This is a genomic window from Streptomyces sp. NPDC051243, assembly GCF_044455405.1.
GTDB lineage: Bacteria > Actinomycetota > Actinomycetes > Streptomycetales > Streptomycetaceae > Streptomyces.
On record NZ_JBITES010000007.1, the window covers coordinates 259,491 to 274,220 of the forward strand.

The following is a 14,730-nucleotide window of genomic DNA, read 5'->3' on the forward strand; positions in this document are numbered from 1 at the left end:
CCTGGGGACGGTCCCTGTTCGAGCGCCAGCCCCTGCCCGTGACCTGGGCGGGACGGGTGCTCGCTGCGGCAGCGGACGGCCTGGGCCGGACCCCGGAGATCGACGCCGCGGTGGAACTGGCGGGCGACCGAGATCAGTGGAGTCGGGGCAGGGACGTGTTCGAGCTGGTCCGCAGCCGAGGGCTCGATGCCTGGGAGCACCCGACGGAGCAGCAGCGGCTGCTGGTCCGTCTCGCGGAGCTGGTGGGCAAGGTCGCCCACAACGAGGCAGGGCCCTATCCCTTCTTCGACCATCACGCGGGCTGGCAGATCGGCCCCCTCGCCGTCCACCTCGCCACGTCGGCGACCGATCCGTCCGTACGGGACCGGATCGCGCAGGCGCTGGGGGACTGGCCGACGACCCACGACGCCGACTGAGTACGTCGTCTGAGTACCTGTACGGATGTCGCCCCCTGCGGCGATCGGCAGGCTGTGACCCATGACGACGCACCGCGCCCCGAAGCCCCTTGCCGATCCCGACCGCCCCGTCGAGCGTGCCGTGACCGCCGCGCTTGTTCTCGCCGTGCTGGCCGGGCTCGCCTGGATCGGTGGGATGATCTTCACCGTGGCGGGGTGGACCGAGTAGGACCGGTTCAGCGGGTCGCGGCCACGCGGAAGGTGATCCCCGCCCGCCGCAGCCGCTCGATCAGCGCGTCCCCCATCGCCACCGCCGTCGTGACCTGCCCGGCTGTCGGAGGCAGTTCGTCGAAGGTCAGGGACAGGGCCGACTCCGCGAACATCTTCGCCGTCTCGCCGTAGCCGGGGTCACCGCCCGCGACCTCGGTGAACACGCGTCGGCCGCCGCCCTCGCCGACGAAGCGGACCGAGAACCAGCTCTTCGCACGCTTCTCGGGGCCCGGCCCCTCGCCGGGCTTGAGCCGGTCGGACAACCAGCGGCGGACGGGCGGCAGTTGGGCGGCCGTGAAGAGCGCCCCCATCCCCGCGACCCCGCCGACCGCCACGGGCAGATGCCGTACGGCGGCGTAGTGGCGGTAGCGGAAGTCGGGGCCGTAGCGCTCGAGGGAGCGTGCGGAGCGCTTGACGATCTGCGGGTCGATGGTCGGCAGCGGCACCGCCCAGGCACCGACCTCCTTGGCGAACCGGGGCGTGCCCGTGGGTGCCAGGGCCCGGCGTCCCATCAGGCGCGGCTCGTGCCGGGCCCGGTCACGCGCGGCGGCCAGCATCTGGCGCCCGCGTGAGAACTGGTTGAGCGCCGAGGCGAACGTGCCGCCCGAGAAGGTGGCGTCGGCGGTCACGAACCCGTCCACCGTGAGCGGCACTCCCTCCGGCAACTGCTGGACGGTGAAGTACGCGCCCAGGTCGTGCGGGACGGAGTCGAAGCCGCAGGCGTGGACCATCCGCGCGCCCGTCTCGCGCGCGCGTGCGTCGTGCAGGACGTACGTCCGGTCCACGAACTCCGGCTCACCGGACAGGTCCAGATAGTCGGCGCCGGTGTCCGCGCAGGCGGCGACCAGGTCCCCGCCGTACGTCACGTAGGGGCCCACCGTCGTGGCCACCACGCGCGCGTGCTCGGCGAGTCGGCGCATCGAGGCCGGATCGGCGACGTCGGCCTCCAGCACTCCGATGCCCTCACCACCCGGCAGCGACTCGCGCAGCCGTTCCAGCTTCTGCCCGCTGCGGCCGGCGATCGCCCAGCGCAGCCCCTCGGGCGCATGCGCGGCAAGGTACTCCGCGGTGAGCGTCCCGACGAAGCCCGTCGCTCCGAAGAGCACGATGTCGTACGGACGGTCCGTCCTGCTCGGCCTGCTCATGACACCCCTCGGTTCCGCACCACGCGCCGTTGTCGGTGGCCGAGGCTAGCGTGAGGTGTGCGGAGCCCGACGACGAGCCCGGAGGTATGCGGTGGCGGTGCCCAGGAATGCCCTGAAGAAGTGGGAGAAAGTGCGCGAGTTCGCGCTCGGGCTGCCGGGGGCCGCCGAGGAGTTCCCGTGGGGCGAGACGGTCGCGAAGGTCGACAAGAAGGTGTTCGTCTTCCTCGGCACCGACGACGGTAGCTATCCCCTCGGCATAACAGTGAAGCTCAAGGACGAGGCGGCCCACGCGCACGCCCTGACCTGCCCGGGCGCCGAGCCCGCGGGATACGGCCTGGGCAAGTCGGGCTGGGTCAGCATCCCGCTGGAACAGAAGGGCGCTCCGGCGGCGGAGCTGCTCTGCGACTGGGTGGAGGAGAGCTACCGCACCATCGCGCCGAAACGGCTGACAGCGGAGCTCGACGGGCGCTGAATCGCGCCGGGGCGGGTTCGCGGCCGGGCTTCCGGCGGGTAACTTCCTAAGCGCTTGCTCTTGTGTCCGGTGAGGCATCTTCTTAGCATCACCGGTGTTACAGCAGTTGTGTCACACCCCTGGGGGCAGGATGGCGACGACGCCAGGACAGGGCCCGCTTTCCGGCGTGCGCGTGGTCGAGCTGGCCGGTATCGGGCCCGGCCCCTTCGCGGCCATGCTCCTCGCCGACCTGGGGGCCGACGTCGTCCGCGTGGACCGGCCCGGCGGCACCGGACTCGCCATCGACACCGAGTACGACATCACCAACCGCAACAAACGCTCGGTGATCATCGACCTGAAGTCTCCGGACGGCGCGGCCCGCGTCCTCGACCTCGCGGCCCGCGCCGACATCATCGTCGAGGGCTACCGCCCCGGCGTCGCCGAGCGCCTCGGTGTCGGACCCGAGGCCTGCCACGCCCGCAACCCCCGGCTGGTCTACGGCCGGATGACCGGCTGGGGCCAGGACGGGCCACTCGCCCCCCGCGCCGGCCACGACATCGCGTACATCGCGCTCACCGGCACCCTCGGCATGATCGGCGGCCCCGGCGAGCCGCCGGCCGTCCCCGCCAACCTGGTCGGCGACTACGCGGGCGGCTCCCTCTACCTCGTCGTCGGCGTCCTCGCCGCCCTCCACCACGCCCGCGCGACGGGCACCGGCCAGGTCGTCGACGCCGCCATCGTCGACGGCACCTCCCACCTCGCCGCGATGATCCACGGCATGCTCGCCGCCGGCGGCTGGCAGGACCGGCGCGGCGCCAACCTGCTGGACGGCGGCTGCCCGTACTACGGCACCTATGAGACGGCCGACGGCAAGTACATGGCGGTCGGCGCGCTGGAGCCGCAGTTCTACGCGGAGTTCCTGGAACTGCTCGGCATCGAGGAATTCGCCTCCGCCCGCAAGGACTGGACCCGCTGGAGCGGGCTGCGCGAGGCGGTGGCGGCCCGCTTCAAGTCCCGCACCAGGGACGAGTGGACGGCCGTCTTCGAGGGCTCCGACGCGTGCGTGGCCCCCGTGCTGTCCCTGCGCGAGGCCCCGCGGCACCCGCACCTCGCCGCCCGCGGCACCTTCACCGACCACGGCGGCATCACCCAGCCCGCGCCCGCGCCCCGCTTCTCCGCCACCCCCACCGCCGTGCGCACCGGCCCCGCACAACCGGGCGCCGACACGGCGGAGGTGGCCCGTGACTGGGGCGTACCCGATCTGATGAAGAACCAGGAAGCCCCGGAGGGCCTCGCATGAAACGGCAGATCTTCGCCCCCGAGCACGACGCGTTCCGCGAGACCGTGCGCAGCTTCCTGGCCAGGGAGGTGCTGCCGTACTACGAGCAGTGGGAGAAGGACGGCATCGTCTCCCGTGACGCCTGGCGCGCGGCCGGCAAGCAGGGCCTGCTCGGGTTCGCCGTGCCCGAGGAGTACGGAGGCGGCGGCACCCCGGACTTCCGCTACAGCGCGGTCCTCGCCGAGGAGTTCACGCGCGCGGGCGCACCCGGACTCGCCCTCGGCCTCCACAACGACATCATCGGGCCGTACCTCACCTCGCTCGCCACCGACGAGCAGAAGCGCCGCTGGCTGCCCGGCTTCTGCGACGGCACCCTGATCACGGCGATCGCCATGACCGAGCCCGGCGCCGGCTCCGACCTCCAGGGCATCCGCACCCACGCCGAGGACCGCGGCGACCACTGGGTGCTCAACGGCTCCAAGACGTTCATCTCCAACGGCATCCTCGCCGACCTGGTGATCGTCGTCGCCAAGACCACCCCCGAGGGCGGCGCGCACGGACTGTCCCTTCTCGTCGTCGAGCGCGGCATGGACGGCTTCGAGCGCGGCCGCAACCTCGACAAGATCGGCCAGAAGGCCCAGGACACGGCCGAGCTGTTCTTCCACGACGTACGCGTGCCCAAGGAGAACCTCCTCGGCGAGCTCGACGGCGCCTTCGTCCACCTGATGACGAACCTCGCCCAGGAGCGCCTGAGCATCGCGGTCTCCGCGATCGCCGCCGCCGAACACCTGCTCGAGATCACCACCGAGTACGTCAAGGAGCGCGAGGCCTTCGGGCGGCCGCTCGCCACCAAGCAACACATCCGGTTCGAGATAGCCGAGATGGCCACCGAGTGCGCCGTCACCCGCACGTTCCTCGACCGCTGCGTCGAGGACCACTCGAACGGGGAGCTCGACGCCGTCCACGCCTCGATGGCCAAGTGGTGGGCGACCGAGCTGCAGAAGCGGGTGGCCGACCGCTGCCTGCAACTGCACGGCGGCTACGGCTACATGAGCGAATTCCCGGTCGCCCGTGCCTTCACCGACGGCCGTATCCAGACCATCTACGGCGGAACGACCGAGATCATGAAGGAGATCATCGGCCGTTCCCTGCTCGGCTGACGCCCTCCCGCCCGGCCCATGCCCTGTCGCCGGGCCGACCCTCACCCCGAAAGGCCTCCCAGTGAGCACCGAAGCGTACGTGTACGACGCGATCCGCACCCCGCGGGGCCGCGGCAAGGCGAACGGCGCCCTGCACGGCACCAAGCCCATCGACCTGGTCGTCGGCCTCATCCACGAGATCCGCGACCGCTTCCCGAACCTCGACCCGGCCGCCGTCGACGACATCGTGCTGGGCGTCGTCGGCCCGGTCGGAGACCAGGGCTCCGACATCGCGCGCATCGCCGCCATCGCCGCCGGGCTGCCGGACACGGTGGCGGGCGTGCAGGAGAACCGCTTCTGTGCCTCCGGTCTGGAGGCCGTGAACATGGCCGCCGCCAAGGTCCGTTCGGGCTTCGAGGATCTCGTCCTCGCGGGTGGCGTGGAGTCCATGTCCCGGGTGCCGATGGCCTCGGACGGCGGTGCCTGGTTCAACGACCCGATGACCAACCTCGCGGTCAACTTCGTGCCGCAGGGCATCGGCGCCGACCTCATCGCCACCATCGAGGGCTTCTCGCGCCGGGACGTCGACGAGTACGCGGCGCTCTCCCAGGAGCGGGCGGCGACGGCCTGGAAGGAGGGCCGCTTCGACCGCTCCGTCGTCCCGGTCAAGGACCGCAGCGGCCTGGTCGTCCTCGACCACGACGAGCACATGCGCCCGGGCACCACCGCCGACTCGCTCGCCAAGCTGAAGCCGTCCTTCGCGGACATCGGCGACCTGGGCGGCTTCGACGCGGTCGCGCTGCAGAAGTACCACTGGGTCGAGAAGATCGACCACGTCCACCACGCGGGCAACTCGTCGGGCATCGTGGACGGCGCCTCACTGGTGGCGATCGGCTCGCGCGAGGTCGGCGAGCGCTACGGCCTCACGCCCCGCGCCCGCATCGTCTCCGCCGCCGTCTCCGGCTCGGAGCCCACCATCATGCTCACCGGCCCCGCGCCCGCCACCCGCAAGGCGCTCGCCAAGGCCGGGCTGACCATCGACGACATCGACCTGGTCGAGATCAACGAGGCGTTCGCGGCGGTGGTCCTGCGCTTCGTGAAGGACATGGGCCTGTCCCTGGACAAGGTCAACGTCAACGGCGGCGCGATCGCCCTCGGCCACCCCCTCGGCGCGACCGGCGCGATGATCCTCGGCTCGCTCGTCGACGAACTGGAGCGCCAGGACAAGCGGTACGGCCTCGCCACGCTGTGCGTGGGCGGCGGCATGGGCATCGCCACCATCGTCGAGCGCAGCTGACCCCCTCCCGACGGATACGACGGATCACACGGAGCACTTCCTCATGAGCACTCAGTCCACGACCATCCGCTGGGAACAGGACCGCGAGGGCATCGTCACGCTCGTCCTCGACGACCCCAACCAGTCCGCGAACACCATGAACCAGGCGTTCCGCGACTCCCTCGCCGTGATCACCGACCGCCTGGAGGCCGAGAAGGACACCATCCGCGGCGTCATCATCACCTCCGCCAAGAAGACCTTCTTCGCGGGCGGCGACCTGCGCGACCTGATCCGGGTCACGCCCGAGACCGCGCAGGAGCTGTTCGACGGCGGCATGGCCATCAAACGCGACCTGCGCCGCATCGAGACCCTCGGCAAGCCGGTCGTCGCGGCGATGAACGGCGCGGCCCTGGGCGGCGGCTACGAGATCGCGCTCGCCTGCCACCACCGCATCGCCCTCGACGCGCCCGGCTCCAAGATCGGCTGCCCCGAGGTCACACTCGGCCTGCTCCCCGGCGGGGGCGGCGTGGTCCGCACCGTCCGCCTGCTCGGCATCGCCGACGCCCTGCTGAAGGTCCTCCTCCAGGGCACCCAGTACAACCCACAGCGCGCCCTGCAGAACGGCCTGGTCGACGACGTGGCCGCCACCCAGGAGGAACTGCTCGCCAAGGCCCGCGCCTTCATCGAGGCCAACCCCGAGTCGCAGCAGCCCTGGGACAAGCCGGGCTACCGGATCCCCGGCGGCACCCCCGCCAACCCGAAGTTCGCGGCGAACCTGCCCGCGTTCCCGGCCAACCTGCGCAAGCAGACCAACGGCGCGCCCTACCCGGCGCCGCGCAACATCCTCGCGGCGGCGGTGGAAGGCTCCCAGGTCGACTTCGAGACGGCACAGGTCATCGAGGCGCGTTACTTCGTGGAGCTGGCGGCGGGCCAGACGTCCAAGAACATGATCCAGGCGTTCTTCTTCGACCTCCAGGCCGTCAACTCGGGCGCCAACCGGCCCAAGGGCATCGAGCCGCGAAAGGTCCGCAAGGTCGCCGTGCTGGGCGCCGGCATGATGGGCGCGGGCATCGCCTACTCGTGCGCCCGAGCGGGCATCGAGGTCGTCCTCAAGGACGTCTCGCTGGAGGCGGCGCTGAAGGGCAAGGGGTACTCCGAGAAGCTGTGCGCGAAGGCGGTCTCCCGGGGCCGTACGACGCAGGAGAAGGCCGACGCGCTGCTGGCGCGCATCACGCCGACCGCCGACCCGCAGGACGTGGCCGGCTGTGACGCGGTCATCGAGGCGGTCTTCGAGAACCCCGAGCTCAAGCACAAGGTCTTCCAGGAGATCCAGAACATCGTCGAGCCGGACGCGCTGCTGTGCTCCAACACCTCGACGCTCCCGATCACGGCCCTCGCCGAAGGTGTGGACCGCCAGGCCGACTTCATCGGGCTGCACTTCTTCTCGCCCGTCGACAAGATGCCGCTAGTCGAGATCATCAAGGGCGAGCGGACGGGCGACGAGGCACTGGCCCGCGCCTTCGACCTGGTCCGGCAGATCAACAAGACGCCGATCGTCGTGAACGACTCGCGCGGCTTCTTCACCTCCCGGGTGATCGGCCACTTCATCAACGAGGGCGTGGCGATGGTCGGCGAGGGCATCGAGCCTGCGTCGGTCGAACAGGCGGCGGCGCAGGCGGGCTACCCCGCCAAGGTCCTCTCCCTGATGGACGAGCTGACGCTCACGCTGCCGCGCAAGATCCGGGGCGAGTCCAAGCGGGCCGTGGAGGAGGCGGGCGGCACCTGGACGTCGCACCCCGCCGAGGCCGTCATCGACCGCATGGTCGACGAGTTCGACCGTCCCGGCCGCAGCGGGGGCGCGGGCTTCTACGAGTACGGCGAGGACGGCAAGCGGGCCGGTCTGTGGCCGGGTCTGCGCGAGCACTTCACGCGCCCGGGCGCGGAGATCCCCTTCCGGGACATGCAGGAACGCATGCTGTTCTCCGAGGCGCTCGACACGGTCAAGCTCCTGGAGGAGGGCGTCCTGACCTCGGTCGCCGACGCCAACATCGGCTCGATCTTCGGGATCGGGTTCCCCGGGTGGACGGGCGGCGTCCTGCAGTACATCAACGGCTACGAGGGTGGCCTCCCCGGCTTCGTGACACGCGCGCGTGAACTCGCCGAGCGCTACGGCGACCGGTTCACACCGCCGGCACTGCTGGTGGAGAAGGCGGAGAAGGGGGAGCGCTTCGGGGACGCGTGACAGCGGGCGAGGGGGGAGGGTTTAGCCCCCGCCAGGGGGCTGTGCCTCCGGCGTCCCCCCCTCCTCGGACGCCGGAGCGCTGACTTGCTCGGCCCTCCGGCGTAGCACCACCGAACTCCCTTACCTGGCCGCCCTGTCTGAGGTCGACGATGCCTCCGAGTAGGTCCTCGGCGTCCACGAGGCGTCGTGCTCTCCACGGCCGACGGCGTGGGCGCACCTGCTCGGCGTCGGCGGCGTTGTCGACCATCAGCGGGAGTGCCTCCCGCATGCCGGACAGCGCCGTGCGGTACAGATGGACGGTTCCGCCGGGGAACCAGCCCCGCGGATGGCGCGAGCTGTGTCAGGAGGTCGTCCAGCTCACGACGTCGCCCCGTGAACGCCCCGATGTGACGAGGCAACTGGTGCGGCACCGTGAACGGCAGGGGAGGAGAGGCGAAGGTTGCCTGGACACTGTCGCCGCTGATCGCCGTCACCGAGGGTGAACCGCTGGCCACTGCCGAGCCGTGATCACCCGTGACCGCCTGAGAATCCCTCGTGGCCATGCGTCCTGGCACCCGCCCTGCGCAATCCCCTCGGCGAGGAGCGTAGGGCACAGGGCCCACAGTCGGTTCCCTGTTGTGGAATGAGCGTGCGCAGCCGTCGACCGCGGCAGTTGGATTCGCCCCGCCTTCTCACTGCACCCACAAGCGGCCGCCTCCACCCCATGACGGACAGTCAGGCCACGAGGGCGGTCCTTGCGCGAGGGGTGCTGGTCCTCTGTGCCCGCGGCGACTACCGAATCGGGCTCGGCCCCGGGTGGGGCCGTGTCGTCAACACCGTCTCGGCGGCCGTGTTCACCGCGCCGCCCACGACGGCCCCGCTTGTCATGCGGATCGGCCTTCCTCCGAACCGGATCCGCCATCGTCCGAGATGCCGCCCAGCCACTCCCGCAGATCCTCGCGCAGCGACCGCTGGAACGTCGTCAGCAGGGCCTGGACCACCACGGGTTGCATGTACGCGGAGAGTGACTTCACGTCCTGCGCGGCGCGCTCGGACACCTCGCCGCGGAAGAGCTGCGACAGTTCGTGCGCGGCGGCGCGTGAGTGCTCGATGAGGACATTGCGCGCCGCGAGGATCGCCTCCTGCGACAGCGGCACGTCCAGCAGCCCGACTCCGAGCCGCAGCAGCCCGAGGTCGACGCGGTACTCATCGCCGCCCGCCTCGGCGACCCCCATCGCGGCCAGCCGCTCGATGTCGTCGTCGCCGAGCGCCCGCCCCGCCCGCCGCTCCAGCTCCGCCCGGGTCACCGTCTCGACGGCGTCCGGCGCCCAGGAGGCCACCACGGCCCGGTGAATGGCGAGGTCATGGGCGTCCAGGTCGGGCGGCAGCTGCTGCAGGTACCGCTCGATGGCCGCCAGCGTCATGCCCTGCTGCTGCAGTTCCTCGATGAGCGCCAGCCGGGCCAGGTGCTCGCGCCCGTAGTGACCCACCCTGCGCGGACCGATCACCGGAGGCGGCAGCAGCCCCTTGGTGCCGTAGAACCGCACCGTGCGGACCGTCACACCCGCCCGAGCGGCCAGCTCGTCGATCGTGAGGGTCGGCTCCTCGATCTCGGTCGTCATGTGCAGCAGTATCGCTGTCTCACCAGTGCTGTGACACCTCCCGCGACCGGCGTGACAGCCGTGTGAGAAGTAACGCTCTGTGACATACGCCACCGCGTGAGCCGCGCACTCTGGGGGAAGGTGGCCCCTTGGTCTGTGCCTTTACGGAAGGCGCGGGCCATACGTACGTCCGGACACCCGAGCGCGATCCGCTCGGGCGCACCAGAGAGTGGTACAACCCGTGAGCAAGGACGCCGTGAACACGGCAGTGGCCGCACCCCGCACCGACGCGGCCCAGGTGCCCGCGGACGCGGGCGACGCCGGTTACAGCAAGGACCTCAAGGCCCGCCACGTCAACATGATCGCCATCGGCGGGGCCATCGGCACCGGCCTCTTCCTCGGAGCGGGCGGCCGCCTCCACAACGCGGGCCCGGCCCTCGCCCTCGCGTACCTCGTCTGCGGCGTCTTCGCCTTCTTCGTGGTCCGGGCGCTGGGCGAGCTGGTCCTCTACCGCCCCTCGTCCGGCTCCTTCGTGTCGTACGCGCGCGAGTTCCTCGGTGAGAAGGGCGCGTACGTCGCGGGCTGGATGTACTTCCTGAACTGGTCGACGACCGGTATCGCCGACATCACGGCGATCGCGCTCTACACCCACTACTGGAGCCTGTTCACCGACATCCCGCAGTGGGTGCTGGCCCTGATCGCGCTGGCCGTGGTCCTCGCGGTCAACCTGATCTCGGTGAAGATCTTCGGCGAGATGGAGTTCTGGTTCGCGATCATCAAGGTCGCCACGCTGGTCGCCTTCATGTTCGTCGGCATCTTCCTGCTCGCCACCCAGCACGAGGTGGGCGGCCAGACCCCGGGCCTGAGCGTGATCACCGACAACGGCGGCGTCTTCCCGCACGGCCTGATGCCCGTCGTCCTCGTCATGCAGGGTGTGATCTTCGCGTACGCCGCCCTGGAGCTGGTGGGCGTGGCTGCGGGCGAGACCGCCGAGCCGGAGAAGATCGTCCCGCGCGCGGTGAACTCGATCATGTGGCGCGTGGGCCTCTTCTACGTCGGCTCCGTCGTCCTGCTCGCCCTGCTGCTCCCCGGCTCGGTCTACTCGGCCGACGAGAGCCCCTTCGTCACGGTCCTGTCGAAGATCGGCGTCGAGGGTGCCGGGGACGTGATGAACCTGGTGGTGCTGACGGCCGCGATGTCGTCCCTGAACTCGGGCCTGTACTCCACGGGCCGCATCCTGCGCTCGATGGCGATGGCCGGCTCGGCCCCGAAGTTCACGGCCCGCATGAACCGCAGCCAGGTCCCCTACGGCGGCATCCTGCTCACCTGCGCGGTGTGCGTGCTCGGTGTCGGCCTGAACTTCCTCATGCCCGCCCAGGCCTTCGAGATCGTGCTGAACGTCGCCTCCCTCGGCATCATCTCCACCTGGGTGATCATCATGGTCTGCCACCTGATCTTCGTCCGCCGCGCCAAGGCGGGCCTGGTGGCCCGGCCCTCCTTCCGCCTCCCCGGCAGCCCTGTCACGGAGATCGCCACGATCGCCTTCCTGCTGGCCTGCCTGGGAATGATGTGGAACGACCCCGAGGTCGGCCGCAAGACGCTGCTGCTGATCCCGGTGATCGCGGTGATGCTGGTCGGCGGCTGGTACGGGATCAGGCGCCGGGTGGCACGGGCGGAGGACCAGGAGCTGGCCGAGCTCACGAAGTAGGGCCGGCGGGGACGAGCCCACCCACTGATTCAGCGGCCGTTGTCAGTGGCGGCCTCTACGGTGGCGTCATGTCGGAGATCACTTACATCCGGGGTGACGCCACCGTTCCGTCGGTGAAGGGCGTCAAGGTGATCGCCCATGTCTGCAACGACATCGGGGGATGGGGGAAGGGCTTCGTCCTGGCCATATCGCGCCGCTGGCCCGAGCCGGAGAAGTCCTACCGCGCCTGGCACCGGGAGCGTGCCGCGAACGACTTCGGGCTGGGCGCGGTCCAGTTCGTCCAGGTCGAGCCGTACGTCTGGGTGGCCAACATGGTCGGCCAGCGCGGCATACGGACGGGCAGCAAGGGCGCCCCCGTGCGCTACCAGGCGATCGACGCGGCTCTGGAGCGGCTCGGCCAGAAGGCGGCCGAGCTCGGCGCGTCGGTGCACATGCCGCGGATAGGGTGTGGGCTGGCCGGCGGCAAGTGGTCCCGCATCGAGCCGCTTATAGCCGAGCGACTGGTGAAGCGCGGACTCGCCGTCACGGTCTACGACCACGGGGAGGGCGGGAGTTGAGCCGCGACATCGACGTGCTCGTGCTGGGCGGTGCGGGCGTGGACACCATCGTGTACGTGCCGGAGCTTCCGCTGCCGTACGCCGACAGCTACATGATCGACTCGGGGATCCGCACCCGCGCCGGGCAGACCGGGGACTTCGTGGCCGTCGGCCTGAGCAGCCTCGGACTTCGCACCCACCACATCGACTTCCTCGGCGACGACCCCGAGGGCGACCTCGTCCGTGCCCTGCACCGCGAGCACGGCATCGGACTCACGGCCGTACCGCAACCGGCGGGCACCAAGCGCGCCGTCAACCTCGTCGGCCCCGACGGCCGCCGGCTGTCGCTGTACGACACGAGCCGCTCCCACCCCGACGACCGGCTGCCCGAGGCCACGGTCCGTGCCCTTGCCGGGGCCAGCCGGCACGTGCACGTGTCGATCACCCAGCCGTGCGCCCACACCCTGCCGGCCCTGCGCGAGTCAGGCGCGAGCATCTCGACCGACCTGCACGACTGGGACGGCGAGAACCCGTACCAGGAGCCGTTCGCCTACACGGCGGACGTGGTCTTCCTCTCCGCCGCCGCCCTGCCCGACCCGGAGCGCACCATGCGCCGCATTGTCGAGCGCGGGCGCGCCGAGGTCGTCGTCGCCACTGCGGGTGCACAGGGTGCGTATCTGCTGGCCGACGGAGAGCTGACCCTGATACCGACTGCGGCGCCGCCCGCCCCGGTGGTGGACACCAACGGAGCGGGCGACGCCTTTGCCGCAGCCTTCCTCTTCGGCCGCCTCACCGGTGAGCCACCGCAACGGTGCGCCCTGTACGGCGCGGCGGCCGGCGCCCACGCCTGCACGGTGCCGTCGACGGAGACGAGCGCGATAGGACGGGACGAACTGACTAAGCGCACCGCAATGCCCTAAGGGGCGCGGGGAACTGCGCGACAAGCCACAATGCACCCGCAGCCGCCCGACGACATGATGCGGCAGTTCCAGCCGCGCACTCAGTGCTCATGTTCGTCCTCGTACGGCTTGCCGGCCTCATGGTCATGCACACCATTGGTAGCCGCGATCTTCTTCCACGACTCAGGCTTCACCGGGGCCACCGACGCGGGCGCGACCGACGCCGCCCGAGCCGCGGCAGCACCCGGCTTCGACGGCTGGAACAGCCACGTGTCGAACAGCGCGGCCAGCGGCTTCCCGGACACCTCCTCGGCATACCGCTGGAAGTCGGCCACCGACGCGTTGCCGTAGGCGTACTTCTGTGTCCACCCCTTGAGGATCGCGAAGAACGCCTCGTCCCCGATCTCGTTGCGCAGCGCCTGCAGGGTCAGCGCCCCCCGCTCGTAGACCGCGACGTGGAACTGGTTCTCCGGCCCGGGGTCACCGGGCTTGACCGTCCAGAACGCATCGTCGGCCGCACGCGAGGCGTACACGTAGTCGGCGATCTCCTGCGCCGTCCCCTCACCCTCGTGCTCCGACCACAGCCACTGCGCGTACCGCGCGAAGCCCTCGTTGATCCAGATGTCCTTCCAGTCCTTCACGGACACCAGGTCGCCGTACCACTGATGGGCCAGCTCATGGACGACAAGGGAGGTGTTCGACCCGTTCGCGAAGTTCCGCGGACTGTAGAACGGCCGGGTCTGTGTCTCCAGCGCGTACCCGGTGTCGGTGTTCGGCACGTACCCGCCGAGCGCGTTGTACGGATACGGCCCGAAGTACTCGCTCAGCCAGTCGGCGATCTCCCCGGTCCGCTCGATGCTCGCCCGCGCCGCGCCGTAGTGCGCGCCCAGGTCCTTGCTGTAGGCGTTGATGACCGGGATACCGCTCTCGGTGGTCCCGGTGGTCACGTCGAACCTGCCCACCGCGAGCGTGGCGAGATATGTCGCCTGCGGCTTGTCGGAGCGCCAGTTGTAGCGGGTCCAGCCCAGCCGTGAACTCGTCGACTGCAGCGTGCCGTTGGAGATGGCCTGCGTGCCGTCCGGGACCAGCACCGAGACGTCGTAGGTCGCCTTGTCGAGCGGGTGGTCGTTGCTGGGGAACCACCACCAGGCGGCCTCGGGCTCGTTCGCCCCGACGCCGCCGTCCGGAGTACGGTGCCAGCTGGTGAAGCCGTACGCCTCCTTCGAGGACGGCACTCCCCGGTACCGCACGACCACAGAGACGTCCGTGCCCTTGGCCAACGGTTTCCTCGGCGTGATCTCCAGCTCGTGCTCGCCCGACGTCGCGAACGACGCCTTGGCGCCGTTGACCCGGACCTCGCTGACGTCCAGCAGGAAGTCCAGATTGAAGCGGGACAGGTCCTGCGTGGTCTTCGCCAGCAGGGTCGCCGTACCCTCCAACTCGTCCGTGGCCGGCCGGTACTTCAGCCGCAGGTCGTAGTGGGAGACGTCGTATCCGCCATTGCCGTAGGCCGGGTAGTAGGGGTCGCCGATGCCCGGAGCGCCGGGGGTGCTGCTCGCGGCCGACGCCGGGATCGCCAGCATCAGAGAGGCGGCTGCGAGTGCGCCCGGCGCCATGATTCTGCGGTGCACGAAAGCTCCAAGTCGTAGGGGCCCGAAGTCTGTCCGGAGCCTATTCACCACCTGTGTCCCCGGTGTGTCCATGACCACTGCTGTCACACGATCGCCATTCGGCCGACATGAACCGACCCGCCCCAGGGGCGTTTATCGGCCACGTGGGATCTCATGCGCCATCAGCCGCCCTCTTCTGC

13 protein-coding genes are annotated in these 14,730 nt (G+C 70.4%); 10 read left to right on the plus strand and 3 right to left on the minus strand.

The window, feature by feature from the left end:
* Window positions 1-38: 38 nt before the first annotated feature.
* Window positions 39-416: a hypothetical protein gene (locus tag ACIBAG_RS19730; protein WP_399106740.1), complete on the plus strand. Its 378-nt coding sequence runs from the start codon at window positions 39-41 to the stop codon at window positions 414-416.
* A gap of 61 nt (window positions 417-477) precedes the next feature.
* Window positions 478-624 (plus strand): morphogenic membrane protein MmpA, encoded by a 147-nt coding sequence (mmpA, locus tag ACIBAG_RS19735; protein ID WP_399106742.1) that lies wholly within the window; start codon window positions 478-480, stop codon window positions 622-624.
* Between the two features lie 7 nt (window positions 625-631).
* Here mmpA and ACIBAG_RS19740 read toward each other — a convergent pair whose 3' ends face one another.
* A complete protein-coding gene (locus ACIBAG_RS19740) occupies window positions 632-1,810 on the minus strand; it encodes a saccharopine dehydrogenase family protein (protein ID WP_399106744.1) in 1,179 nt (392 codons plus the stop codon).
* Between the two features lie 91 nt (window positions 1,811-1,901).
* On the opposite strand from ACIBAG_RS19740, the gene ACIBAG_RS19745 reads away from it, so the two are divergent.
* The 5 genes from ACIBAG_RS19745 to ACIBAG_RS19765 all read left to right on the plus strand — a co-directional run bounded on the left by ACIBAG_RS19745 (window position 1,902) and on the right by ACIBAG_RS19765 (window position 8,197).
* Window positions 1,902-2,282: an MmcQ/YjbR family DNA-binding protein gene (locus ACIBAG_RS19745; protein WP_399106746.1), complete on the plus strand. Its 381-nt coding sequence runs from the start codon at window positions 1,902-1,904 to the stop codon at window positions 2,280-2,282.
* Between the two features lie 130 nt (window positions 2,283-2,412).
* Complete coding sequence (locus tag ACIBAG_RS19750; RefSeq protein WP_399106748.1) at window positions 2,413-3,561, plus strand: CaiB/BaiF CoA transferase family protein; 1,149 nt, start codon at window positions 2,413-2,415, stop codon at window positions 3,559-3,561.
* Window positions 3,558-4,700, plus strand: coding sequence for an acyl-CoA dehydrogenase family protein (locus tag ACIBAG_RS19755; protein ID WP_399106750.1), 1,143 nt, complete (start codon window positions 3,558-3,560; stop codon window positions 4,698-4,700). The genes ACIBAG_RS19750 and ACIBAG_RS19755 overlap by 4 nt, the downstream gene beginning before the upstream one ends.
* 61 nt (window positions 4,701-4,761) lie before the next feature.
* Window positions 4,762-5,976, plus strand: a complete 1,215-nt coding sequence (locus tag ACIBAG_RS19760) for an acetyl-CoA C-acetyltransferase (protein ID WP_399106752.1) — start codon at window positions 4,762-4,764, stop codon at window positions 5,974-5,976.
* A 43-nt stretch (window positions 5,977-6,019) separates the two neighbouring features.
* Complete coding sequence (locus tag ACIBAG_RS19765; RefSeq protein WP_399106754.1) at window positions 6,020-8,197, plus strand: 3-hydroxyacyl-CoA dehydrogenase NAD-binding domain-containing protein; 2,178 nt, start codon at window positions 6,020-6,022, stop codon at window positions 8,195-8,197.
* 863 nt (window positions 8,198-9,060) lie between these two features.
* Here the strand turns inward: ACIBAG_RS19765 and ACIBAG_RS19770 are convergent.
* The gene (locus tag ACIBAG_RS19770; RefSeq protein WP_399106756.1) at window positions 9,061-9,798 is read right to left on the minus strand and encodes a MerR family transcriptional regulator; all 738 of its coding nucleotides are present in this window, start codon (window positions 9,796-9,798) and stop codon (window positions 9,061-9,063) included.
* Between the two features lie 220 nt (window positions 9,799-10,018).
* Between ACIBAG_RS19770 and ACIBAG_RS19775 the strand changes: the two genes are divergently transcribed.
* From ACIBAG_RS19775 to ACIBAG_RS19785, 3 genes are all read left to right on the plus strand, one after another.
* Window positions 10,019-11,485: an amino acid permease gene (locus ACIBAG_RS19775; RefSeq protein WP_399106758.1), complete on the plus strand. Its 1,467-nt coding sequence runs from the start codon at window positions 10,019-10,021 to the stop codon at window positions 11,483-11,485.
* A 68-nt stretch (window positions 11,486-11,553) separates the two neighbouring features.
* Complete coding sequence (locus ACIBAG_RS19780) at window positions 11,554-12,042, plus strand: macro domain-containing protein (protein ID WP_399106760.1); 489 nt, start codon at window positions 11,554-11,556, stop codon at window positions 12,040-12,042.
* Window positions 12,039-12,941, plus strand: coding sequence for a PfkB family carbohydrate kinase (locus ACIBAG_RS19785; protein WP_399106762.1), 903 nt, complete (start codon window positions 12,039-12,041; stop codon window positions 12,939-12,941). The genes ACIBAG_RS19780 and ACIBAG_RS19785 overlap by 4 nt, the downstream gene beginning before the upstream one ends.
* An 80-nt stretch (window positions 12,942-13,021) precedes the next feature.
* On the opposite strand, the gene ACIBAG_RS19790 is transcribed toward ACIBAG_RS19785, so the two are convergent.
* The gene (locus ACIBAG_RS19790; RefSeq protein ID WP_399106764.1) at window positions 13,022-14,551 is read right to left on the minus strand and encodes a M1 family metallopeptidase; all 1,530 of its coding nucleotides are present in this window, start codon (window positions 14,549-14,551) and stop codon (window positions 13,022-13,024) included.
* Window positions 14,552-14,730 lie beyond the last annotated feature (179 nt).